This window comes from Sphingobacterium prati (genome assembly GCF_013167215.1).
Taxonomy (GTDB): Bacteria; Bacteroidota; Bacteroidia; order Sphingobacteriales; family Sphingobacteriaceae; genus Sphingobacterium; species Sphingobacterium prati.
On the sequence record NZ_JABJWY010000032.1, the window covers coordinates 1 to 23,140 of the forward strand.

The following is a 23,140-nucleotide window of genomic DNA, read 5'->3' on the forward strand; positions in this document are numbered from 1 at the left end:
AATTGGCAAGAGGCTATAAGCGCCTGTACCCATCAAGTAAATTAGTTCAGTTTAAACAGGTCTTAAGAAAACAATATAAGATTCGGCAGTCCCACCATCTTATCGGCCGTTAGGCTTGCCATCTCAAGCACATCGATTTTTCAAGAGTAAATATAAATCCGGAATTCGTATATGTATCTAATTGATACTCTTTTGAAGAAAAAGACAAGACATTAATAAATTAAACAATCGTTTGTGTAGATTAAGCAAACGATTGCTTTTAAATTTGATTTTTTATTATAAAAAAAGTGTTATATCATTGTTATAGCGATTATGTTCTTTAGTTAGAACCAAGTATAAATCCAAATCCAAACGGATTTTTCTTATTGACTGTTTAGTTTGTTTTAAAATAGGTGATTTTTAGAGGGACCATTTTGGTCCCTTTAAATTTATATGACTTTAAATTATGGATTCTAGAAGAGATTTTTTAAAAAAGGCGGGGATTTTATCATCATTGGCTGTTTCACTTCCTACTTTAGTTAATGCCAATGCAACAACCGATGGATTTAATATGTGCGGTTATGCTGCGCCCAAAATTGATAAAGTGCGAGTTGCCGTAATTGGATTGGGAATGCGCGGTCCGGGGGCAGTCGAAAGACTATCTTTTATCGAAGGTTGTGAAATCGTCGCTCTTTGTGACAAACACTCGGAGCGGGTTGAGAAAGCACAAAAGATTCTTACTTCAAAAGGTTTGATAGCCGCAAAATCTTATTTCGGTGAAGACGGCTGGAAGTCATTATTAAAGGAAGAAAAGTTGGATTTGGTGTATATCTGTACTCCATGGGACTACCATGCACCCATGAGTATTGCAGCAATGAAAGCTGGTAATCATGTGGCTTGTGAGGTGCCAATTGCACTGACAATAAAGGATTGTTGGGAGGTGGTGAAAACATCTGAAGCAACAAAAAAACATTGTATGATGTTAGAGAATTGCTGTTACGATTTCTTTGAGATGTTAACCTTAAATATGGCACGTCAGGGCTTATTTGGAGAACTAATACACGGTGAGGGTGCTTATATCCATGATTTGTTGGATCTAAATTTCGCAAAGAATGGTTACGATCAGATGTGGCGCTTAAGGGAAAATATTAAATATAACGGTAACCTCTATCCAACTCACGGACTTGGACCTGTGGCGCAGTGTTTGGACATTAATCGAGGAGACAAGATGGATCATCTTGTAGCCATGTCATCCAATGATTTTATGATGGGTGAGAAAGCGAAAGAGCTTGCAGGCAAAGATTCTTTCTTTCAGGAATTCGCCGGAAAGAAATACCGGGGCAATATGAATACGACGCTTATTCGTACGGCTAAAGGGAAAACAATTATGTTACAGCATGATGTCACTTCACCGCGGCCATATTCGAGGTTACATACATTAAGCGGTACAAAGGGCTTTGCGCAAAAATATCCAACCGAGAATATTGCCTTTGGACATGAATTCATCAAAGAAGAGAAACTAAAAGAATTGTATGATAAATATACACCTGAATTGGTGAAATATATCGGCGATAAAGCGAAGGAAGTTGGTGGTCACGGGGGAATGGACTTTATGATGGACTGGCGCTTAATCGACTGTTTGCGGAACGGATTACCATTGGATCAGGATGTTTACGATGCCGCTTCATGGAGCAGCATCGTTCCATTGAGCTTTGAGTCCGTTGAAAAGAACTGTAAAACTGTGGCTATACCGGATTTCACAAAAGGCGCCTGGAAAAGTAATAATCCTGTAGACATCACATTAAAGGGTGGTGGTAATACACCTATCCGCTCAAAAAATGCGAAAATAGAAAATGTACAATTGGATGTTTAATCTGAGTATCTGAAGTAATAATAGGAGGGGAGCATTTTATTGTTCCCCTTTTATGTTTATCTTTAGGTATGTTTATCAATCTGACGCTACTCACCTGTCTATCTCTGTTTTCCACGAAGGATACGCTCGATACGCTCTCATGTTGTGTTGGGGAAAATATACCCACACGAGCAAGCATGATTAAATCTCAGTTTTCCAAACAAAGCAATTCCGAAGTTGGAAAGATGGTTCTAGTTGAAGGTGGTAAATTCCTGATGGGAAGTTTGAATTTCGAAGATAGTAAACCTGTACATCCTGTCGAGCTTCATTCATTTTATATGGATGAACATGAAGTAACAAATGCACAATTTACCCAATTTGTAAAAGAAACAGGATATGTGACTGTAGCTGAGCGGAAATTGGACCCGAAGGACTTTCCCGGTGTAGATCCGAATATGCTTGTTCCCGGATCTGCGGTATTTTCTAAGCCCAAAGAACTCAATTCATTAAATAATTACCTGATGTGGTGGGATTATGTCCCTGGTGCAAACTGGCAACATCCCGAAGGACCGAATAGCTCAATAAAGGACAAAATGAATTATCCCGTTGTTCAGGTTGCCTATGAAGATGCCGCAGCTTATGCGAAATGGGCAGGCAAGCGATTGCCTACAGAAGCGGAATGGGAATATGCGGCCAGGGGGCGTAATGATGCAAACGACGACTTGTATTATTGGGGAAAGGACTTGAAGCCTAATGGTAAATGGACCGCAAATATTTATCAGGGAAAGTTTCCTGTACAAGATTCAAAAGAAGATGGATTTGAGGGGACAGCACCTGTAAAATCATTTCAGGCAAATGCGTTGGGACTGTATGATATGGAAGGGAATGTGTGGGAATGGTGTGCTGATTTTTATAGACCCGATTATTATCAGCATAGTACAGCCGCTAATCCCAAAGGACCACAAGATTCTTATGATCCGCAGGAGCCAAATCTTGAAAAACGCGTTCAGCGGGGAGGCTCATTTCTTTGCAATGATCAATATTGCGAAAGGTATAAAGCCGGAAGCAGAGGAAAAGGGGAAGTCAACAGTCCTACAAATAATGTTGGATTCCGCTGTGTAAAAGATATAAAATAGAAAAGGCTTGCAAATGCAAGCCTTTTCTATTTTATTGAAACGCCTTATTGTGCATTCAAAAACATTGATTTTTGATTGTACAATTCTCTGAAATAAGGATCGTGAAGATCTTTGATAAAGCGAATTGCTTCACCAGTTGATTTCATTTCAGGGCCTAATTGCTTGTCTACTTCAGGGAATTTATTGAAAGAGAATACAGGTTCTTTAATCGCGTATCCTTTTAGTTTACGTTCGATTGTAAAGTCTTTCAATTTATTGACACCCAACATGACTTTAGTTGCGATATTGATGTAAGGAACATCATAAGCTTTAGCGATAAAAGGAACTGTACGCGATGCACGTGGATTAGCCTCGATGACATACACATTTTCACCTTTGACAGCAAACTGAATGTTTAATAGACCTCTTACGTTCAACGCTTTTGCTAGTTTAATAGAGTATTCTTCCATTTTGTCCTGAACAGCTTGTGATAGGCCAAATGGAGGCAATACCGCCGATGAGTCACCAGAGTGGATACCTGCAGGCTCGATGTGTTCCATCATACCAATGATGTGTACATCTTCACCATCACAAATTGAATCTGATTCAGCTTCTTCTGCACGATCCAGGAAGTGGTCGATCAGGATATGGTTTCCGGGAAGGTTTTTCAACAAGTTGACGACAGCTTTTTCTAAATCTTCATCGTTGATGACAATGCTCATGCCTTGTCCACCCAATACGTAAGAAGGACGAACCAATACTGGATAGCCAACTTCGTTTGCAACTTGTAATGCTTCTTCTGCTGAAGTTGCGACACCGTATCTTGGATATGGAATATCGAGTTCTTTCAATAGATCAGAGAAACGGCCACGGTCTTCCGCCAAGTCCATATTCTCGAAAGATGTACCGATAATTTTCACGCCAAGTTGCTCTAAGCGCTCAGCCATTTTAAGTGCTGTTTGTCCACCCAATTGAACGATAACGCCTTCTGGTTTTTCCAATTCGATGATCTCACGTACATGCTCCCAGAATACAGGCTCGAAGTATAATTTATCGGCCATGTTGAAGTCTGTAGATACAGTCTCCGGGTTACAGTTCACCATGATCGCTTCATAACCACATTCTTTCGCAGCTAATAAACCATGTACACAGGAGTAATCAAACTCAATACCTTGACCGATACGGTTTGGACCTGAACCTAAAACGATGATTTTCTTTCTATCTGAAGAAATGGATTCGTTTTCTTCTTCGAATGTCGAATAGTAGTATGGCGTCTGCGCAGGGAATTCAGCAGCACAAGTATCTACCATCTTGTAAACACGGTTGATGCCAAGCTCCTTACGACGATCGTAAACTTGATCCTCTGTTACATTTCCTAATAACCATGCGATTTGTACATCTGAATACCCTTTTTGTTTTAAGGTCATGAAGAAATCACGAGGGATGTTATTTAATTGATAACGACGTAACTCTTGCTCAAGGTGTACTAACTCTTGGATCTGTACTAAGAACCATTTGTCGATACGTGTTGCCTTACGAATTGATTCTAAAGGAACACCTAATTCGAATGCATCTTTGATATGAAATAGACGGTCACCGCTTGGATGCTCAAGGCTATCCATGATCTCGTCCAGGTTTCTCCATTGACGGCCATCAGCACCTAAGCCAGCGCGGCCGGTCTCCAAGGATTGACATGCTTTCTGTAAAGCTTCGATAAATGTCCGGCCGATTGCCATGACTTCACCTACCGCTTTCATTTGCAGGCCTAATTCCTTGTTTGCTCCTTTAAATTTATCAAAGTTGAAACGCGGGATTTTCACGATAACGTAATCCAATGTTGGTTCGAAATACGCTGAAGTTGTTTTCGTGATCTGATTCTGCAACTCATCTAGGTTATATCCGATTGCTAATTTAGCGGCAATTTTTGCAATTGGGTACCCCGTTGCTTTCGATGCTAAAGCGGATGAGCGAGATACGCGTGGGTTGATTTCGATCGCGATGATTTCTTCATTTTCTGGATTTACAGAGAATTGAACGTTACATCCCCCTGCAAATGTACCGATTGAACGCATCATTAAGATCGCTTGATTCCGCATATCTTGATAACATTTGTCCGATAACGTCATTCCTGGTGCAACTGTGATCGAGTCTCCCGTATGGATACCCATTGGATCGAAATTTTCAATTGTACAGATGATAATGACATTATCGTTGGTATCGCGAAGCAATTCCAACTCAAATTCTTTCCAGCCCAATACCGCCTGTTCGACCAAAACTTCGTGTGTTGGTGAAGCATGCAACCCTCTGTTCAAAGCGGCATCGAAATCTTCTTTTCTGTGTACAAATCCACCTCCTGTACCAGCTAAGGTGTAGGAAGGACGTATAACAAGGGGGTAACCAATTTCTTGTGCTGCTTCTTTACCTTCCAGGAAAGAGTTTGCAATCTTTGAAGTTGCAACACCCACACCAATATCAACCATTAATTGACGGAATTCTTCACGGTTTTCAGTTTTTTCAATGGCAGCAACATCAACACCGATAACTTTTACGTTGTATTTTTCCCAAAGGCCTAGGTTGGAAGCTTCGATACATAAGTTCAAAGCGGTCTGGCCACCCATGGTAGGAAGTACTGCGTCAATGTTATGTTTTTGCAATATCTCTTCAATACTTTCGCAAGTTAATGGAAGTAAATAGACATTGTCTGCAACAACTTTGTCCGTCATGATTGTTGCAGGGTTTGAGTTGATGATGGATACTTCAATACCTTCTTCTTTCAATGAAAGGGATGCTTGAGATCCAGAATAATCAAATTCACAAGCTTGACCGATAACGATGGGACCTGATCCGATGATTAAAACCGACTTAATGGAAGTGTTTCTTGGCATTATATCTAGTTCAAAAAATTAAATTTCCTATTGTAAATCTGAGCAAAGACAATCAAAAATAGCTCATGGGGAAGGGTCATTCCGACTGCTTTGTCGGAGTGCAAAGTTACATTTTAAATTTTGAAAATTAAGTATTTATTTTAAGAATATTTCAAAATAAATGACTGTTGTTGTAGAAGTAGGCTCGGAAATCGTAATAATAGTTGGAAAAACGTGAGGAGTAAGTTATCCAACTATTATTGGAAATCATTGTTTATGTTAATAAACAATGATTTCGTCTGTAAATAAATACCCTTTTTTCGGATTGCTGGCCTTGACCTTTATATACCGTGCCTGTTGCACTTTATCAAGTTTCAATTCAAACCGTTTGAACGTCAATTTTGATTCGTTGTCGGATACATCGTTTTTCACTGTTCCTATTGAACGGAATGTACGCCCATTGTCAGAAACTAAAACTTCCATTTCCCCAGGCATATAAACCCCAGGCCCAATCATTTGCATAAAATTCATGGCAACGAGATGGATTTCTTCTCTTCGTTCCAAATCAACGACAACATCAATCGGACTCGTAAAACCCTGCCATTGGCCATCATGGTAGGAGAGCCCACCCATAATTCCGTTTGTCAATGTTGAATCTTTTTGTGCTGGATATCCAGACCATTGCGTATTGTAAGTTACTTTTTTACCAATAGCGCGGTGAATATCAATATTAAATGATAATGTAGGACCGATTTTGATAGAATCCTGAAAATATGCGGCATTGATGTGTCCTGTCGCACTTAGCTCAAATGGGCCGGTATAGGGGGTGGACTGAATCGTAGGCTCACTTCCATCAATGGTATATCGGATCTGATCTGTTTTAAGTTGCTCTGTTGTAAGCGTAATCTTGTTGTTATTTTTAATCGCATTATAAGAAGCTGTATAAGCTACATTGAAGGAAGGGCGATAATAATTTAGATTTAGCTCCTGCATTAACTTATAGTGAGATTGTAATCTTCTCTGGAAGTCCGGCCAGCTTTTTGCGTCTTTATTTGTCCAATTGACCTCAGATAAGGCCAGGGCACGTGGAAATACCATATATTCAACGTGCTCTGTCGTCGGCACATATTCCGTCCAAATATTAGCTTGTGCCCCCAGGATGTGTTTCGCCTTGTCCCCTTGTATCGCGTTTGGAATAGGGTCATAGGCATACACCTTATCAAGGGTTAGGTATCCGCCAATTGCTTCGGGTTGTGTCCTTGGATCGGTCTGATAAGAATCAAAATACAGATGTGAACCGGGAGTCATAATGACATCATGGCCAGCATTTGCTGCATTTATTCCACCGTCTTCGCCGCGCCAGCTCATGACCGTGGCACCTTCAGTCAGGCCGCCTTGCAAGATTTCGTCCCAGCCGATAAGCTTTCGGCCCTTTGATTGCAGGTATAAATCCATTTGCTTGATGGCATAACTTTGTAATTCATCTACTGATTTTAAACCTTCCTTCTGCATCAGTGCTTGGTCTTTTGGACATTTTTCCCAATGTTTCTTTTCAGCTTCGTCCCCGCCAATATGAATGTATTGGGAAGGGAATATGGTGAGTACTTCATCCAATACGTTTTTTAAGAACTCAAAAGTCTTTTCATTTCCGATGCAAAACTCGCCCTGGCTGTAGGGTTTACCCGAACAGGAGAGTTCGGGATATACGGCCAGTACTTCTTCCGAGTGTCCGGGCATTTCTATTTCAGGAATGACATTGATGCCTTTTCGGGCAGCGTAGTCTACCAGTTCGCGGGCTTCTTCCTGTGTATAGAAGCCACCACTTGCATTTGGATTACCCTTTTCTACATATTGACGTCCATTGTTCCACCAATCTTTCCAATGGGCATGTGTACGCCAGGCTGCCTTTTGTGTTAACTCCGGATACTTTTTAATCTCTAGTCGCCAACCAGCGCCATCGGTCAAATGCCAATGAAAGTTGTTGAACTTATAAATGGCCATGATGTCGATATATTTCTTTATGAAAGAAAGTGGCATAAAATGACGGGAAACATCCAAATGAAGCCCACGGTAGGAAAAACGTGGCTCATCAATGATTGTCGCAAATGCTATTTGGCTGGGGTCAGTTTGTAGGTAACCCAACTGAATCAAGGTATAGATTCCATTGATGGCCTGCGGCGTATCCCAAGCTTTAAGCAGAAGACCTTTTTCATCAATTTGAATCGAATAGGCATTTTTGCTCAGGTTGTCTGTATCGACAGCTTTAATAATGCGAAAACCTTCTTTTGGTGCTTTTTTATTTTTCTTTAGCACCTCAACGGTTAAGCCTTTGATTGCGGGGTGCTCGGTAAACAATTGCGCCGCAGCCTGGAAATCATCGGAAACAATAACGGAGAGCTGTGCTGGGATATTATATATTCCGGTAGCTACGGTCACCCTGGATGGCTTGGGAATGATATCAAAATTCGTTTGGGCCTGTGCATTAAAAAAGCAAGTTCCCCCAAGCAACAAAAGGGATAAGGATTGACTCAATCGCATAGTAAAGTATTTAGATCAATAGATAATCAATACAAATATCCTAATTTTTGTTTCATTATTTATTATTGCTGTCATTCGATAAGCTTTTATGATATAAATCCAACAAATTGCCGGATAGAAATTACATTTTTAATCCTTAACTTTGTTGTATGATTGAACTTCCAGTTATTCCGGCAACTCCTGCACAACGCAAGCCAGATTGGTTGCGTGTCAAATTGCCTGTTGGTAAAGAGTATAGACATGTCAGAAGTCTTGTAGACGAGCACAAATTGCATACGATTTGTGAGAGTGGAAATTGCCCAAATATGGGTGAATGTTGGGGGGCTGGAACAGCGACCTTTATGATATTAGGGAATATCTGTACACGTTCATGTTCGTTTTGCGCGGTGGCAACAGGTCGTCCTTTGGCGGTCGATTTGGATGAGCCCAACAGGGTTGCGAATTCAGTGAAGCTGATGCAGGTAAAACACTGTGTCATCACTTCTGTTGACCGAGATGATCTGAAAGATGGTGGTTCGACAATTTGGGCGGAAACAATTAATGCCATCCGTAGAGAGAGCCCAGAGACAACTTTGGAGACACTATTACCAGATTTTAAAGGGCAGTGGGACAATCTTGATCGCGTCATTGCTGTTCGTCCGGAGGTTGTATCACACAACTTGGAGACTGTACGTCGTCTGACGAGAGAAGTACGTATCCAGGCGAAATATGATCGTTCTTTAGAATGTTTGCGTCGGATTTCGGAAGCAGGTCTTCGGACAAAGTCAGGTATTATGCTTGGCCTTGGTGAAACGGAAGAAGATGTAATCGAGGCCATGCAGGATTTATATAATGTAGGGGTTCATATTTTGACGCTTGGTCAATATTTGCAGCCTACAAAAGCACATCATCCTGTTATTGAATTTGTTACACCTGCTCAATTTGAAAAATATCAAAAAATAGGCTTGGAAATGGGCTTCAAATATGTTGAATCTGGGCCGTTGGTACGGTCGTCTTATCATGCTGAGAAGCATTTGTTTGATATGCAATAATAGTTGTTGAATAACTTGACTTTGTAGAAAACAGGATCTGTTTTCATATTAACATAATAAAAGCCTGCGTAATTTTTTCACGCAGGCTTTTTTATCGTAATTTTTACTGAACTTTTTTGTTGAATCTGAATAAGCAAGCAGGAGATAATCTGTGTACTTGTTGCAGGGTAAAAATAACCGGTCCTTAGCGTTTAAAAACCGTTTCCCCGGCAATGACAGTGCGTAAAGTTTTTACGTTTCGCAGTTGTTCATTTGGTATTTTGAGAATGTCTTTCGCTAGGATGACAAAATCGGCGTCTTTGCCAGTTTCTATGCTTCCCCGTTTTTTCTCCTGGAAGCAAGAGTATGCTGCCCAGATCGTCATTCCACGCAATGCATCTTCTCGGCTGATGGCATCCTGCATTTGGAAACCCTGATCTGGATAGCCTTTTTTATCGACGCGTGCTACAGCTGCGTGAAAACCATATAGCGGATTGAAATGTTCAACAGGGAAATCACTCCCTAAAGCGAGTTTGCCATATTCTTTTAAGAGGTGCTTGTATGCATAGGCTCCTTTCATACGTTCTGCTCCCAGACGGTCTTTTGCCCAATACATATCGGATGTGGCGTGGGTAGGCTGTACTGAGGGAATAATCTGGAATTTTTTGAATTTATCGAAATCCTCCGGCGAGATAATCTGTGCATGCTCAATGCGCCATCTGCGGTCCGTATGCGGCTGTAGGTATTTACCATAGATATCCAGGATAATCCGATTGGCTGAATCACCGATCGCATGGGTATTCGCCTGGAAATTACTTGCGGCAATCTGTTTGATCATCTCTTCATATTCCGCAGGGCTATGCAAGAGGAATCCATGGGTAGGTGCGTCATGATAATGAGCAAGGAGGCAAGCACCCCTTGAGCCTAATGCACCATCTGCCAGTAATTTGAAAGACTTTATTTCAAGACGGTCCGTTTCGTAAAAACCCGCTGCAATAGAAGAAGTGATATTTTTGGGGTTGCCAAGGATCATCGCATAATCCCTAAATTTCAATTCCCCATCCTGATAATATTTTTTTAAGAGGTCGAGTCTTTCTTTTGATAAGCCCGCATCTACAATGGAAGTAAGTCCGACAGAAAGTAGCGAATCTTGTGTTCGCCTGAGCATTCTCAAATATTCTTTTTCATCCGGGACTGGTATTGCTTTGTTGACCAGATCCATTGCATTGTCGATCAGCAGGCCATTCGGTATATTGTTGCTACCGCCGACAACACCACCATGAATACTGGGAATGCTTGTCAATTTAGCCCATTCCAGGGATTTGGAGTTTGCCACGGCGGCATGATAGTCAACACGGATTAAATACACCGGTATGTCTGGAAAAGCGCTATCCAGCAACTTTTTCGTAGGAAAGGATTTGTCTTTCCAGCGATTTTGGTCCCAGCCGCCCCCGATAAGCCAAGTTTTATTGGGATTCTTCTGTTGATAATTTTTAACTCGTTGAATCACTTCTTCAAAAGAATCGGCTCCATTGAGATCGACCTGATCCATCAGTTCGGCTTCGTCAAATAAATGTGCGTGTGCGTCATAAAATCCCGGATAAATGGCTTTTCCATCAGCGTCTATTTTTTCCTTGGCCTCGTACTTCTGCTGAATTTCGTCGTTCGAACCGATTGCGATAAATTTCCCATCCTTGACTGCAAATGCTTGCGCTGTACTGAATGTGGAATCTACGGTGTAGACTTGCGCATTGTATACAATGAGATCTATTTTCTCTTGCGGAGAACAAGCGAAGAAGATGAAGCAAAAGAGGAAAGGAATAATTGGAAAATTTTTCATAATGCTAAAAATAGAAAAAAGCGCTTACATGGATGAATCTTTCTTTAAAATATTAATCACCTAAAATCTAAAGTGAGTGAATAATAAGGAAGCTTATAAGGATGGAAGGCGAAGGCGGCTAGATGAAGCCACGGCTGTTTAATCGCAAAAAAGGCTATCCAAATAACTCGGACAGCCTTTTTAATTCAAAAATCAAAATACGGATTAACAGTACTCGTCAAATGCAGCAGCCAAATTGTCAGCAATCATTTGTGCTGGGCGACCTTCAATCATATGTCTTTCAATCATATGTACCAACTTACCATCTTTGAACAATGCCATCGCAGGTGAAGATGGGGGGTAAGGCAGCATGTAATTACGTGCTTTGTTAACAGCATCAGTTTCCATACCTGCAAAAACGGTAACCAATTTTGCAGGATGTTTTTCATTTTTTACAGCAGCTTTTGCCGCTGGGCGCGCATTTGCTGCTGCACAACCACAAACGGAGTTTACAACAACAAAAACTGTCCCCTCTGAAGCGATAGCATTGTCAACTGCTTCTGGAGTTTTTAATTCTTCGAATCCTGCATCAACTAACTCTTGACGCATTGGAGCTACTAAATATTCTGGATACATTATTTCTTAAGTAAAAATGTTAATATTCTAATTCACTTCTGGTATTGCAAGGCTTTCAATTTTGATCAGTGGCCTAATGCAATACTTTACATTACAAATATAGGTGTAAAAGACAGGCTCGTCAAGGTGCTTGTCTCAAATCAATGTCAGAAAATCGTTAACAGCTGCTAAGCCATTTTCCAGCCGCTGCTGTCCCACGCCCGAGATAATGTGATATTGACCATTGACAGCATTTAATTCCGTCTTCCATACTTCCATAAAGTGTTCTCGTTGCTCCGGAAAATCTCTTAAGGGATCGTCTTGCCAGGGAAGGTCGATATCCATCAGTAAATAGAGATCATAGGGATGTTGTTGTATTTTATCCCTGACTTCTTTTGGGGTATGTTTGAATAGATGGTCAGACCAAATTTTTACTGTCATAAAGGTGGTGTCACAGATCAGGATATTTTCCTTTGCTAAAGGAAGGAGTGCTTTTTCCAAAGCAACCTGCCCATAAAACATATTGACCTCATCCTGCAATGTGTATTTATTGTTGAGGCTTTGACAATAATAGCGTGAATACTCCGGTACACATACGGTTTGAAATTTTTTAGCAAGATACTGTGCCATGGTTGACTTTCCTGTAGACTCGGGTCCAACGACAGCAATTTTTATTAACTCTTTTCCCACATCTATCTTTTTGATAGGCAATATTACGCAAAATTTTTATAGGTTTTTTGCCAATCCCGATAACCTTTCCAAGCGATAATGGCGAATACGAAATACAATACTGCTGTTAACATAAGTTGCTTGTGTACATAAAGCGGGATGTAGCAGATGTCAACAAAAATCCAAAGAAGCCAGTTCTGGAGGATTTTTCTCGTCATTAAAAATTGGGCGATAAAACTTACAGCAGTGCAAAATGCGTCAATATAAGGCACATCAGAGTTTGTCTTACTGTCCAGAAGATAGCCAATTGCGGCCGTCAAGCAGATGATAGCAAGGATGCTTAACACCAACTGAACGTTATTGGCTTTAACAATAGGTTTTTTATTCTCCTCCTTTCGCTTAAACCAATAATACCAACCATAAACTGCCGTGGATAGAAAATAAAACTGCAATAAGGTGTCGCCGTAGAGCCTAGCATCATAAAAAAGAATGGCATAGGAGATCACGCTGATGATGCTAATGGGCCAGTTCCATATATTTTGCTTTGCGGCCAAATAGACACAAAGGAAGCCAGTTAGCGTACCTAACCATTCGAGCCAAGTGGTCTGGGCAAATTGACTGACAATCTGCTGAAAAAAATCCTGCATTTGGTGTGTTAAAAATTACACCTAAATATACGAAGTCTGCCCAACAGTCAGCTACTGCACCTGCTTATTAGCACAATTGGTGCTTGCAAAAGACTCTGGTTTGGCCTTAAAGACGAATCCCATACCCATAATATACCCCATGGCTTCCTTGAGAGCTACATTTGACTGAAAATTTGGATTGGTGTTGATGTCGGCGTGGACTTCGAGGTCTACTTTGTGTTTTTCGAGGAGGGGGCAGAGTTGGTAGGCGATGTCGATGGATTTTTGGACTTCGAGTAGCATCCGTTCCTTGATACTCATTCGATGATGCCTTTTGTCTCGTTGGATAAACATAAACCCACCTTTATGTTCTCTGAGAAAGACGATGACGGTGGCGAAGTCGATGATTCCTCTTTTGACTTGGGAATCGGTGCCGATATAAACCTTGAGCTTGTTCCCTAAGGCGTCTTCTCGTTTAATGACTTCCTCAACAGCATCGAAAATCGTAGAGCGAATGGATTCGCCATTGTATTTTTGCCATCTCATAGTGGTATAAATTAGATATAAAAAAATTAAACTTCATCATTGATATAAATTTACTGAATTTCAATGAGCTAAGTGTTAATTTAATTTTAAATAATTATCCACATTAATGAAGTTTTTCACCATAGGCCAGGTCTCCTGCATCGCCAAGACCGGGAACGATATAAGCTTTAGTCGTCAATTCGTTGTCGACATCTCCGACCCAGATATTTGCGGTAGGGACAAAAGCTTTAACATGGTTTAATCCTTCTTCTGACGCAATGGCAGCAACAATATGCAACTCCTTGATCTCATATTCTGCTAAAAGGTCTTTACAGCATAAGACCAGACTCCTTCCTGTCGCTAGCATAGGATCGACGATGATCACTGTTCTATTATCTAAATTCGGTGTGTTCACATACTCTTTATGAACTTCAAACTCACCGCTCTTTTTCGTGTGTCGATACGCCGCGATAAACGTATTGTCGGCTTGGTCGAAGATATTCAATAAACCTTGATGGAATGGAAGTCCAGCCCTTAGTATGGTAGCCAATACAGGCTGTTCCATTAACAGATGAGTCTTGGCCACCCCCAATGGTGTTTCAACTTCCACCGGTTTAAAAGCCATGGTTTTACTGATCTCATAAGCAAATACTTCTCCGAGTCGCTCTAAGTTTCGACGGAATCGCATGCGGTCCCGTTGGATAGTGACGTCTCGCAATTCTGCAATAAAATGATTTGCAATGCTGTTTTGAGTAGATAGAATAGTGACCATGACGTGAGTGCTAGTTCAGTTTAAGCTAAAGATAGTAAATAATCAACTGAAAGTAATAACATCTGCCGCATAATATAGTTTGCTCTAAAATGGTAAAAAAATTAGTAAATTTGTGTGTAGATCATCTAAAATATGGCCCTAGACCACATGTTGCAAAATCGCAATATGAATAGATTACATCATGGTGCTAGCGTGACGAATTTTTAAGCAGAAATTTAGGGATATACCTGCTGAGATGTTTACCGAAAGACCGAAATAGTTTTCTTTAAGAAATAGGATTTGTATGAAATTTGAATTGACATCAGAATACAGGCCGACGGGTGATCAGCCAGAGGCAATCAAAGAATTGGTAGCAGGTGTTGAACAAGGTGAGCAATATCAGACGCTCCTGGGGGTTACGGGATCTGGTAAAACATTTACTATAGCCAATGTAATTCAAGAAACGCAGAAACCGACCCTAATATTAAGTCATAATAAAACATTAGCGGCTCAGCTATATGGCGAATTTAAACAGTTCTTCCCAAATAATTCGGTCAATTATTTTGTTTCTTACTATGATTATTATCAGCCAGAAGCATTTATAGCTTCTACAAATACCTATATCGAAAAAGACTTGGCGATCAATGAGGAAATAGAAAAGCTGCGATTAGCAACGACTTCATCATTGATGTCAGGACGGCGGGATATAGTTGTGGTCTCTTCGGTGTCCTGTATCTATGGTATGGGGAATCCAGAAGATTTTTCCCGCTCAATTTTTCGTTTTGGTGTTGGGATGACAATAGCCCGGAATGCTTTTTTACATAAATTGGTTGAGATACTCTATTCCAGAACAACAACCGAATTTAAGCGTGGTACATTTCGCGTGAAGGGTGATACCGTCGATGTATATCCGGCTTACCTGGATTTTGCAATCCGTATTTCGTTTTTTGGCGATGAAATTGATGAATTGAGTGAGATCGATCCAATATCCGGCAAGACCTTAAATAAAATGGAAGATTTAGCGCTTTTCCCTGCGAACCTTTTCGTTACGCCGAAGGAAAAATTCAAAGAATCGGTTTGGGCTATCCAGGATGAATTAATGCAGCGTAAGACGCAACTGGAAGAAGAGGGACTGATGTTAGAAGCCAAACGTTTGGAAGAAAGGGTGAATTACGATCTGGAAATGATGCGCGAACTGGGCTATTGTTCAGGCATAGAAAATTATTCTCGATTCTTTGATGGTAGAAAGCCAGGGATGCGTCCATTCTGTCTGCTGGATTATTTTCCCGAGGACTACCTGCTTGTTATCGATGAAAGCCATGTTACTTTGCCTCAGTTAAGGGCTATGTATGGTGGTGACCGTTCACGCAAAGTATCTTTGGTAGAGCATGGTTTTAGATTGCCAGCAGCGTTGGATAATAGGCCACTCAATTTCCCGGAATTTGAATCGTTGACCAATCAAACTATTTATGTCTCTGCTACCCCTGGAGATTATGAACTTCAACAGACAGAAGGTGTTGTTGTTGAGCAGGTCATCCGTCCAACTGGATTATTGGATCCTGTTATTGAGGTCCGTCCAGCTATCAATCAGGTAGATGATTTCTTAGAGGAGGTCGACAAGACAATCAAAGAGGGGGGCCGTATCTTAGCGACGACGCTGACCAAACGGATGGCTGAGGAGTTATCCAAATATATGACCAAGCTAAACTTGAAAGTGCGTTATATACACTCCGAAATTAAAACCCTGGAACGAGTGGAGATTTTACGGGGATTGCGTTTGGGTGAGTTTGATATTTTGGTAGGTGTGAATTTGCTTCGGGAAGGATTGGATTTACCTGAAGTGACACTTGTGGCTATTCTTGACGCTGATAAGGAAGGTTTTCTACGCTCGGAACGCTCGCTAATCCAAACGATCGGACGTGCTGCACGGAATGATAAAGGACGGGTTATTATGTACGCGGATAGGATGACGGATAGTATGCGTGTAACAATAGACGAAACAAATCGTCGACGGGATAAGCAAATGAACTATAATGTTGAACATGGCATCACCCCTCGAACGGTAGGTAAGACGAGGGAAGAAATCCTGGAGCAAACCTCTGTTGCCGATTTCTCGGGAATTGAGCCAAAGATTTATGTTGAGCCAGATCCTACACAAGTTATTGCTGCTGATCCTGTCATGCAGTACCTGAGTGAAAAAGATCTGAAGAAGGCCGTCGATAATGTTCGCAAGAAAATGGACAAAGCAGCGAAAGAAATGGATTTCTTGGAAGCAGCAAAATACCGCGACGAAATGTTCTCTTTGGAGAAGCTCTATGATGAACGCTTCCCGTCGTAAAATTAGCAACTGAATTATTTAGGGCTATCCAGCCTTCTTGGGCAGCCCTACTTTTATTTAATCTTGCAGGTCTTCTATAGTATCGTCTCATAGATTTGATTCTCACGGAGAACGAATTTACATTCTGGCCTCCTCTTTTGCTTTCAAATCTTCGTTCGATATGCATCATAAAAACAGGCTACATTTATTTACTTAAAATTGTTCAAATATTAACATATTTTGCAAAAATCAAATTCTTCTCAGTAAATTAGAGCTTTAATCTAAACTAAAGCATACTTACAATGAAAAAGCCTATTCTCGTTGTCAAATTTGGATCGGCTTCTATTACCACGAAAGAGGGAGAAGTTGATGAACGTATTGTTTTGGAGATTGCCCGACAGATTGCTTCTTTACAGAAGAAATACAATATTGTCCTGGTATCTTCGGGTGCTGTTGCTGCCGGCAAGCGTTTTCTCCCCAGTTACACAGGCACGCTGTCGGAGCGGAAAGCTGCAGCTGCTATTGGGAATCCAATATTGATTAATACGTATTCAACTTATTTCAGACCTTTCAAGATTTCATTGGCGCAAAGTTTATGTGAAAGGCATCATTTTTCCAATCGAGACCAGTTTCTCCAGTTAAAGAACACTTATGAGGAACTATGGCGCAACAACGTTATCCCGGTAGCAAATGAAAATGATGTAGTGAGTAATAAAGAGTTGAAGTTTTCGGATAACGATGAACTGGCAACGCTGATTGCGGTTGGATTTGGGGCTGAAAAATTATTGTTTAGTACCTCTGTTCCGGGCGTGTTGGATGCAAATAATAAAATTATAGAAAAGATCGAAACCATTGATCGGGGTATCTTGGGATTAGCAAGAAAGGATAAGTCAGCTGTAGGATTAGGCGGGATGACTTCAAAATTGAATTTTGCCCGTCTTGCCAATCAGATGGGCATCGAGGTTGTTATTTTTAGCATGCAGACTGAAGATGCGATCACAAAAGCCATCAAACATGAGACGGGCACGCTGTGCTTGCCTGAGAGCAAAAAGATCTCCTCGCGAAAAAAATGGTTGGCGAGTGGGAGCCTAATTAAAGGCGAGTTGATGGTCGATCGTGGTGCCGAGGAGGCTTTATTAAAACATAAAAGCTTATTGGCTGTTGGCGTCACCCGCATTGTCGAACATTTTGAGAAAGGAGAGGTGTTGAACATAGTGAATCTCGAAGGTCTGACGGTGGCCGTGGCCCGTGCAAAAATGGATTCGTCCTTATTATCCCAATCCAGTAAAAAGAATTTAGAAATTGCGCATGCAAATGATATCGTATTGTTATGAGTGAATCAATAATCAAACAACTGAAGTCGGCAGCGAAGGCGAAGCAGTTCTTGCAACAATTTGCGCCTGAGGCCAAAAAGACAACTTTAAATGCCATCGCAGCGGCACTTATTGAAAAAGAAGCACTTATCCTGCATGCCAATAAAATGGATTTGGATCGTATGGATGATGGAGATCCAAAGAAAGACCGTCTTCTGCTGAATAGTGATCGCTTACAGGCACTATCAGCTAGCGTAAAACAGATTGCTGATCTAGCAGATCCGACCGATCAGCTGTTGTTCAAGAAAATTTTACCCAACGGATTAGAAATAGAGAAAATAACGGTCCCGCTCGGTGTTGTCGGGGTGATCTATGAGTCCCGTCCAAATGTAACGATAGATGTCGCAGCTCTTTGCCTCCAATCGGGCAATGTTTGTTTGTTGAGAGGTGGCTCCGATGCATTATATACAAATGAGGCTTTGTTGAACGTCATTCATGGCGTCTTGGAACGACAGGGCATCACAAAAGATATCGTCCAATTGTTGCCCGTCGACCGTAAGCACGTATCGGAATTGCTGGAGGCAACCAAATATGTTGACATTATTATTCCGCGCGGTTCACAGTCTTTGATAGATTTTGTCCGGGCAAATGCCAAAGTTCCTGTTATTGAAACCGGAGCCGGTGTATGCCACACCTATGTGGATAACACTGCCGATCTCGAAATGGCAGCAAAGATTGTGGCCAATGCCAAGATCTCAAGACCATCGGTGTGTAATTCTTTGGACACAGTTTTAGTAGATCAGAATGTGGCACCGGAGTTTTTAATTAAGTTGGCGCCTTATCTTGAAAATGCTGCAGTGGAGGTATTTGCGGATTCCTTTGCATTTAAGCTATTGGAGCAGCAAAGATTTTCAAATTTAGTGGCGGCGGAAGAGGCGGATTTTGGAAGAGAATTTCTAGATTTGAAGTGTTCGATAAAAACGGTCAATGGACTGGACGAAGCATTGGAACATATCGAAAAGTATTCTTCAAAACATTCGGAGTGTATTGTGTCTTCAAACGAGTTGGCTATCGAGCGGTTTTTGAATGAAGTGGACGCCGCAGCGGTATATGCAAATGCTTCCACACGTTTTACGGATGGTGGGGAATTTGGATTGGGAGCAGAAATAGGTATCTCCACGCAGAAACTGCATGCACGTGGGCCCTTTGCATTGGAAAAATTGGTAACAGAAAAATGGATTGTCCGCGGTAATGGACAGATCCGATAATAGATTTCAAAATGGGAGTAAGTTTTAAAAAAGATTTAATGGTGCGTTGGGTTGAAGATATCGGAAAATTTCTTCGCATATGGATCGAGGGTTATGATGCTTTTGCTGAGCCTAGTGATCCGGCTTTATTTGCAGATGCCTATCAAAAGTTTTTTGAAAAAGACCGGGATTTTTACCTAAAGCTTTCCGACGATGAACTTACTTCCTACACAAAAGAAGATTTGCAAGCACAGCAGCTACATCCACTGGCATTGACCTTCTTCTTTGATGGGTTGAATGCACAGGGTGAAGAGCAGCAGAATTTATTGCGGAAAGCAAAACTCATCTTAAATTTGGCTATGGCTGAGACGGCGAGTTTTTCCTTTCAGGATTATCAATACCTGTCGATGATAGATAGTAAATTGAATAATCAATAAGAAAGCATGTCCATTTTTTAAGAGTGGACATGCTTTCTTATTGATCTTATCACTTTTACCGCAAAATTTCCCGTGCGATGACCAGACGTTGTATTTCAGACGTTCCCTCGTAGATCTGCGTGATCTTGGCGTCGCGCATTAATCGTTCGACATGGTATTCTTTCACATAGCCATAGCCACCATGCACCTGCACAGCTTCGACCGTATGTTTCATGGCTACCTCAGAGGCATGGAGCTTGGCCATTGCGGCCTCCTTTCCATACGGCAGTCCCTGATCTTTAGTCCACGCAGCCTTATAGGTCAATAGTCGGGCCGTTTCAATATCGACTTCCATATCGGCCAGTTTAAATTGGATGGCCTGATGTTCTGAAATGGGTTTTCCAAATGTTTTGCGTTCCTTGGCATAGGCAAGTGCCAGATTGTAAGCACCAGCAGCAATCCCTAATGCTTGTGCAGCAATCCCTATACGGCCCCCATCGAGCGTTTTCATGGCAAATTTAAATCCAAAGCCATCCTCACCAATTCGATTTTCTTTTGGCACTTTAACGTCCGAAAATAATAGCGAATGTGTATCCGAACTTCGAATTCCCAGTTTATTTTCCTTTGGTCCAATGCTGAATCCCGGTAATCCTTTTTCAACAATTAATACATTGATTCCTTTATGACCTTTTTCTGGATGAGTCTGTGCAATGACTAGGTAGATATCGGCGTGCCCACCATTTGTAATCCAGTTTTTCGTACCGTTCAGCAGGTAGTGATCACCTTTGTCTTCGGCTGTTGTATGTTGTGAAGATGCGTCCGACCCAGCTTCTGGCTCTGAGAGAGCAAACGCACCCAATTTTTCCCCTTTAGCCAATGGAACCAGATACTTTTGTTTTTGTTCTTCGGTTCCAAATGCATTGAGGCCATAAAGCACCAACGAATTATGTGCTGAAACAATAACGGCTGCAGATGCATCAATCTTGGCGATCTCCTCCAATACAAGTACATAGGCTAGGGTATCCATTCCCGCCCCGCCATAAGCTTCAGGCGTCATGATACCCATAAAGCCAAGTTCGGCCATTTGTTTGACAAAATCTGCTGGAAATTGAGCTTCTTCATCCCGTTGTATGACACCTGCTTTTAGTTCCTGAGCAAACTCCCGCGCTGCATCACGGATCATTTTATGTTCTTCACTTAGTTCAAAGTTCATGTTATCTCAATTTTATGGTTTATAACTTATTCGTGCGGTCTTGTACAAATCGTTTCGAAGCAAAATATTTTACCTTATGCCTGTGGAGCTAATTTTTGCCACCTGTTAGATGCTAGCTTACACCCAAATATACAAAATATATATTATGCTTGCATAGTATATAGGTCCTGTTTTTTCATTTGAATCAAAAAAAGCGGGGAATTATTTGTTTGCTAAATTTAATCTACTATATTTGTAGAGTATGTAGTTTTGAACATATTTAAATGATAAGATTATGAGTTTAAGATTAGGAGACGAAGCGCCAAATTTTAAAGCGCAAACGACAATCGGTGAAATAGATTTTCACGATTATATTAAAGATAGCTGGGTGGTATTCTTTTCACATCCATCTGATTATACACCGGTATGTACAACAGAGTTGGGACGTACTGCGAAATTGAAGTCTGAATTTGATAAAAGGGGTGTCAAAGCGATTGCATTAAGTGTGGACAATGTAAATGATCACCTGAACTGGATCAAGGATATCAATGAAACGCAGCAAACTGAGGTGAATTTTCCAGTTATTGCCGATGAAGGCCATCATATTTCTGAGCTTTACGATATGATTCATCCGAATGCTTCAGTCACCGCTACCGTGCGCTCGGTTTTCATTATTGGCCCGGATAAAAAGATAAAATTGACCTTGACTTATCCAGCCTCTACAGGGCGTAATTTTGATGAGATCTTACGGGTGATAGATTCATTACAACTCACTGCAGACTATCAAGTTGCCACACCTGCTGATTGGAAGCATGGAGAGGATGTTATTGTTGTGCCTGCTATCAAGACCGAAGACATTCCCGCAAAATTTCCAAAAGGATTTAAGGAGATCAAGCCTTATCTGAGAACAACTCCGCAACCTAATTTATAATAATTTAGTTAAAATTCTTATATATGAAAATGGAGTGTCCGAGAAGAGAAGACACTCCATTTTTTGTATCCTCTTATCTTCTTTTCATACTTACGGCATCTTTTTTTATTCTACGTGAGAGGTTTCTCTGTGAAATAACCCACTTTTACATGGAAATCACGGTGTTAAGCTATATCCACCACTGTGGCAAAAAAGAAAAAGGCGGTACTTACGTTCCGCCTTTTTATAGTATAAGATTAGATCTTAATAGACTTTAACCATATAAATATAGTCTTGTAATTTTTTGATTTGTTCGGTTCTTGGTAAACCAGCCAAAGCATTCTTTTTATTGATTTTAACGCCTGTGGTCAATGAGTCACTTGGGATATCAGCAAGCGCATTCATGATTGATTTGGTTTTGATGGCAAAAGCAGCGCCATCTATTCCGCGTTGTTTACCAGAGATAATACCGATCACATTACCTCTACTATCCAGTACTGGGCCACCACTGTTCCCTGGATTGACAGGAACGGATATTTGATAAGCAATGGTGTCACCCGCATAACCCGTTGAAGAGCTCAAGTATCCTTGACCATATACCGCTTCATCACGAGGGAAACCGATGGTGTAGATATCTTCTCCTAAATCCGAAGTAGATGTTTTGAACGTATAAGGCAAGCTTTTAGCCTTTTTAAAGTTTTTATCTGCGATGTATAGGATTGCTAAATCTTTGCTGGCATCCGTATGAACGACTTGGGCCTTATAAGATTCTCCTTTGCTATTTTGCAGATAAATGGAGTCAGCTCCACTGACTACGTGATAATTCGTCACCACATAGCCATCTGTTGTTAGCATAAAACCTGTCGCTCCAAATTGGCTCTCGCTACCTTTAACCGACTTGTTATCATTCATATCCCTGATCGCAGCGTTATGTGCATTTACGTTCTTTTTAACATTATTCATGTCGCGACGTAATGCGCTGTAATCCGAAGAAGCTTTTTCCAAGTTGCTATAATAGCCGCTAAGCCATAAGGTGCCAAATACCGCAAATACTGCCACAACTGCAGCTACTAGAGAGCTCGCTTTTATCCGTTCCCAAAGTGAAATAACAGTAGATTGTTTTATCGGAACCACTTTCGTGGTTTTACCTTGGGATTTATGATATTCCTTGGCTGAGTTTGCCAATACTTTTTTGAAATCAAGCCTTTGGCTAGTTTCCTTCATATTGGTAACAAAGTCGCGGTGTTGTTGTAATTGGGCAGCATACGAAGGGTTTTCGGCACAAAAAGATTCGAAAGCAGCTTTTTCCGCTGCAGGCAATTCCCCGCGCAGGTATTGGTCGGCCAATTCGAAAAATTCTCTTTGATTCATTGTTCCCATGG

General features: G+C 41.1%; 18 protein-coding genes. 8 read left to right on the top strand and 10 right to left on the bottom strand.

Translation table 11 applies throughout. The features are described 5' to 3' along the window. The first annotated feature begins 445 nt into the window (after positions 1-445). Together HPC41_RS08375 and HPC41_RS08380 are read left to right on the top strand one after the other, a co-directional pair. Complete coding sequence (locus HPC41_RS08375; RefSeq protein ID WP_172393590.1) at positions 446-1,852, top strand: Gfo/Idh/MocA family protein; 1,407 nt, start codon at positions 446-448, stop codon at positions 1,850-1,852. A 176-nt stretch (positions 1,853-2,028) separates the two neighbouring features. Further along, positions 2,029-2,967: a formylglycine-generating enzyme family protein gene (locus HPC41_RS08380; RefSeq protein ID WP_246250491.1), complete on the top strand. Its 939-nt coding sequence runs from the start codon at positions 2,029-2,031 to the stop codon at positions 2,965-2,967. A gap of 44 nt (positions 2,968-3,011) precedes the next feature. Here the strand turns inward: HPC41_RS08380 and carB are convergent, their stop codons facing one another. Then, positions 3,012-5,831 (bottom strand): carbamoyl-phosphate synthase large subunit, encoded by a 2,820-nt coding sequence (gene carB, locus HPC41_RS08385; protein ID WP_172393592.1) that lies wholly within the window; start codon positions 5,829-5,831, stop codon positions 3,012-3,014. 258 nt (positions 5,832-6,089) lie between these two features. Next, the gene (locus HPC41_RS08390) at positions 6,090-8,348 is read right to left on the bottom strand and encodes a beta-N-acetylhexosaminidase (protein ID WP_172393593.1); all 2,259 of its coding nucleotides are present in this window, start codon (positions 8,346-8,348) and stop codon (positions 6,090-6,092) included. Positions 8,349-8,497: 149 nt separating this feature from the next. On the opposite strand from HPC41_RS08390, the gene lipA reads away from it, so the two are divergent. Further along, a complete protein-coding gene (lipA, locus tag HPC41_RS08395) occupies positions 8,498-9,379 on the top strand; it encodes a lipoyl synthase (protein ID WP_172393594.1) in 882 nt (293 codons plus the stop codon). 184 nt (positions 9,380-9,563) lie between these two features. Here the strand turns inward: lipA and HPC41_RS08400 are convergent, their stop codons facing one another. The 6 genes from HPC41_RS08400 to upp form a co-directional block, all read right to left on the bottom strand. Continuing rightward, positions 9,564-11,198: an amidohydrolase gene (locus tag HPC41_RS08400; protein ID WP_172393595.1), complete on the bottom strand. Its 1,635-nt coding sequence runs from the start codon at positions 11,196-11,198 to the stop codon at positions 9,564-9,566. Between the two features lie 204 nt (positions 11,199-11,402). Continuing rightward, entirely contained in the window at positions 11,403-11,813 is a 411-nt protein-coding gene (locus HPC41_RS08405) for a BrxA/BrxB family bacilliredoxin (protein WP_172393596.1), read from the bottom strand. A 135-nt stretch (positions 11,814-11,948) separates the two neighbouring features. Further along, positions 11,949-12,482 (bottom strand): AAA family ATPase, encoded by a 534-nt coding sequence (locus tag HPC41_RS08410; RefSeq protein ID WP_172393597.1) that lies wholly within the window; start codon positions 12,480-12,482, stop codon positions 11,949-11,951. A gap of 23 nt (positions 12,483-12,505) precedes the next feature. Then, positions 12,506-13,108: a nicotinamide riboside transporter PnuC gene (gene pnuC / locus HPC41_RS08415; RefSeq protein WP_172393598.1), complete on the bottom strand. Its 603-nt coding sequence runs from the start codon at positions 13,106-13,108 to the stop codon at positions 12,506-12,508. Between the two features lie 51 nt (positions 13,109-13,159). Beyond that, positions 13,160-13,633 (bottom strand): ribonuclease H-like YkuK family protein, encoded by a 474-nt coding sequence (locus HPC41_RS08420; protein ID WP_046672303.1) that lies wholly within the window; start codon positions 13,631-13,633, stop codon positions 13,160-13,162. A gap of 103 nt (positions 13,634-13,736) precedes the next feature. Next, positions 13,737-14,384: a uracil phosphoribosyltransferase gene (upp, locus tag HPC41_RS08425; protein ID WP_172393599.1), complete on the bottom strand. Its 648-nt coding sequence runs from the start codon at positions 14,382-14,384 to the stop codon at positions 13,737-13,739. A gap of 283 nt (positions 14,385-14,667) precedes the next feature. Here upp and uvrB point away from each other — a divergent pair, with 283 nt between their 5' ends. The 4 genes from uvrB to HPC41_RS08445 all read left to right on the top strand — a co-directional run bounded on the left by uvrB (position 14,668) and on the right by HPC41_RS08445 (position 19,677). Further along, complete coding sequence (gene uvrB, locus HPC41_RS08430) at positions 14,668-16,701, top strand: excinuclease ABC subunit UvrB (protein ID WP_216660712.1); 2,034 nt, start codon at positions 14,668-14,670, stop codon at positions 16,699-16,701. Positions 16,702-16,982: 281 nt separating this feature from the next. Beyond that, the gene (gene proB, locus HPC41_RS08435; RefSeq protein ID WP_172393600.1) at positions 16,983-18,014 is read left to right on the top strand and encodes a glutamate 5-kinase; all 1,032 of its coding nucleotides are present in this window, start codon (positions 16,983-16,985) and stop codon (positions 18,012-18,014) included. Further along, complete coding sequence (locus HPC41_RS08440) at positions 18,011-19,261, top strand: glutamate-5-semialdehyde dehydrogenase (protein WP_172393601.1); 1,251 nt, start codon at positions 18,011-18,013, stop codon at positions 19,259-19,261. The genes proB and HPC41_RS08440 overlap by 4 nt, the downstream gene beginning before the upstream one ends. A gap of 11 nt (positions 19,262-19,272) precedes the next feature. Then, a complete protein-coding gene (locus tag HPC41_RS08445; RefSeq protein ID WP_172393602.1) occupies positions 19,273-19,677 on the top strand; it encodes a hypothetical protein in 405 nt (134 codons plus the stop codon). Positions 19,678-19,732: 55 nt separating this feature from the next. On the opposite strand, the gene HPC41_RS08450 is transcribed toward HPC41_RS08445, so the two are convergent. Next, positions 19,733-20,869, bottom strand: coding sequence for an acyl-CoA dehydrogenase (locus HPC41_RS08450; RefSeq protein WP_172393603.1), 1,137 nt, complete (start codon positions 20,867-20,869; stop codon positions 19,733-19,735). A 274-nt stretch (positions 20,870-21,143) separates the two neighbouring features. Here HPC41_RS08450 and HPC41_RS08455 point away from each other — a divergent pair, with 274 nt between their 5' ends. After that, positions 21,144-21,779 (top strand): peroxiredoxin, encoded by a 636-nt coding sequence (locus tag HPC41_RS08455; protein WP_172393604.1) that lies wholly within the window; start codon positions 21,144-21,146, stop codon positions 21,777-21,779. A 243-nt stretch (positions 21,780-22,022) separates the two neighbouring features. Here the strand turns inward: HPC41_RS08455 and HPC41_RS08460 are convergent, their stop codons facing one another. Then, the gene (locus HPC41_RS08460) at positions 22,023-23,129 is read right to left on the bottom strand and encodes a S1 family peptidase (RefSeq protein ID WP_246250494.1); all 1,107 of its coding nucleotides are present in this window, start codon (positions 23,127-23,129) and stop codon (positions 22,023-22,025) included. Positions 23,130-23,140: the final 11 nt, after the last annotated feature.

Coding starts and splice junctions, on each gene's coding strand:
- proB (WP_172393600.1), top strand. CDS start 16,983: ATGAAAAAGCCTATTCTCGTTGTCAAATTTGGATCGGCTTCTATTACC.
- HPC41_RS08405 (WP_172393596.1), bottom strand. CDS start 11,813: ATGTATCCAGAATATTTAGTAGCTCCAATGCGTCAAGAGTTAGTTGAT.
- carB (WP_172393592.1), bottom strand. CDS start 5,831: ATGCCAAGAAACACTTCCATTAAGTCGGTTTTAATCATCGGATCAGGT.
- HPC41_RS08380 (WP_246250491.1), top strand. CDS start 2,029: ATGATTAAATCTCAGTTTTCCAAACAAAGCAATTCCGAAGTTGGAAAG.
- HPC41_RS08445 (WP_172393602.1), top strand. CDS start 19,273: ATGGGAGTAAGTTTTAAAAAAGATTTAATGGTGCGTTGGGTTGAAGAT.
- HPC41_RS08375 (WP_172393590.1), top strand. CDS start 446: ATGGATTCTAGAAGAGATTTTTTAAAAAAGGCGGGGATTTTATCATCA.
- HPC41_RS08390 (WP_172393593.1), bottom strand. CDS start 8,348: ATGCGATTGAGTCAATCCTTATCCCTTTTGTTGCTTGGGGGAACTTGC.
- uvrB (WP_216660712.1), top strand. CDS start 14,668: ATGAAATTTGAATTGACATCAGAATACAGGCCGACGGGTGATCAGCCA.
- pnuC (WP_172393598.1), bottom strand. CDS start 13,108: ATGCAGGATTTTTTTCAGCAGATTGTCAGTCAATTTGCCCAGACCACT.
- HPC41_RS08440 (WP_172393601.1), top strand. CDS start 18,011: ATGAGTGAATCAATAATCAAACAACTGAAGTCGGCAGCGAAGGCGAAG.
- upp (WP_172393599.1), bottom strand. CDS start 14,384: ATGGTCACTATTCTATCTACTCAAAACAGCATTGCAAATCATTTTATT.
- lipA (WP_172393594.1), top strand. CDS start 8,498: ATGATTGAACTTCCAGTTATTCCGGCAACTCCTGCACAACGCAAGCCA.
- HPC41_RS08460 (WP_246250494.1), bottom strand. CDS start 23,129: ATGAATCAAAGAGAATTTTTCGAATTGGCCGACCAATACCTGCGCGGG.
- HPC41_RS08455 (WP_172393604.1), top strand. CDS start 21,144: ATGAGTTTAAGATTAGGAGACGAAGCGCCAAATTTTAAAGCGCAAACG.
- HPC41_RS08420 (WP_046672303.1), bottom strand. CDS start 13,633: ATGAGATGGCAAAAATACAATGGCGAATCCATTCGCTCTACGATTTTC.
- HPC41_RS08450 (WP_172393603.1), bottom strand. CDS start 20,869: ATGAACTTTGAACTAAGTGAAGAACATAAAATGATCCGTGATGCAGCG.
- HPC41_RS08400 (WP_172393595.1), bottom strand. CDS start 11,198: ATGAAAAATTTTCCAATTATTCCTTTCCTCTTTTGCTTCATCTTCTTC.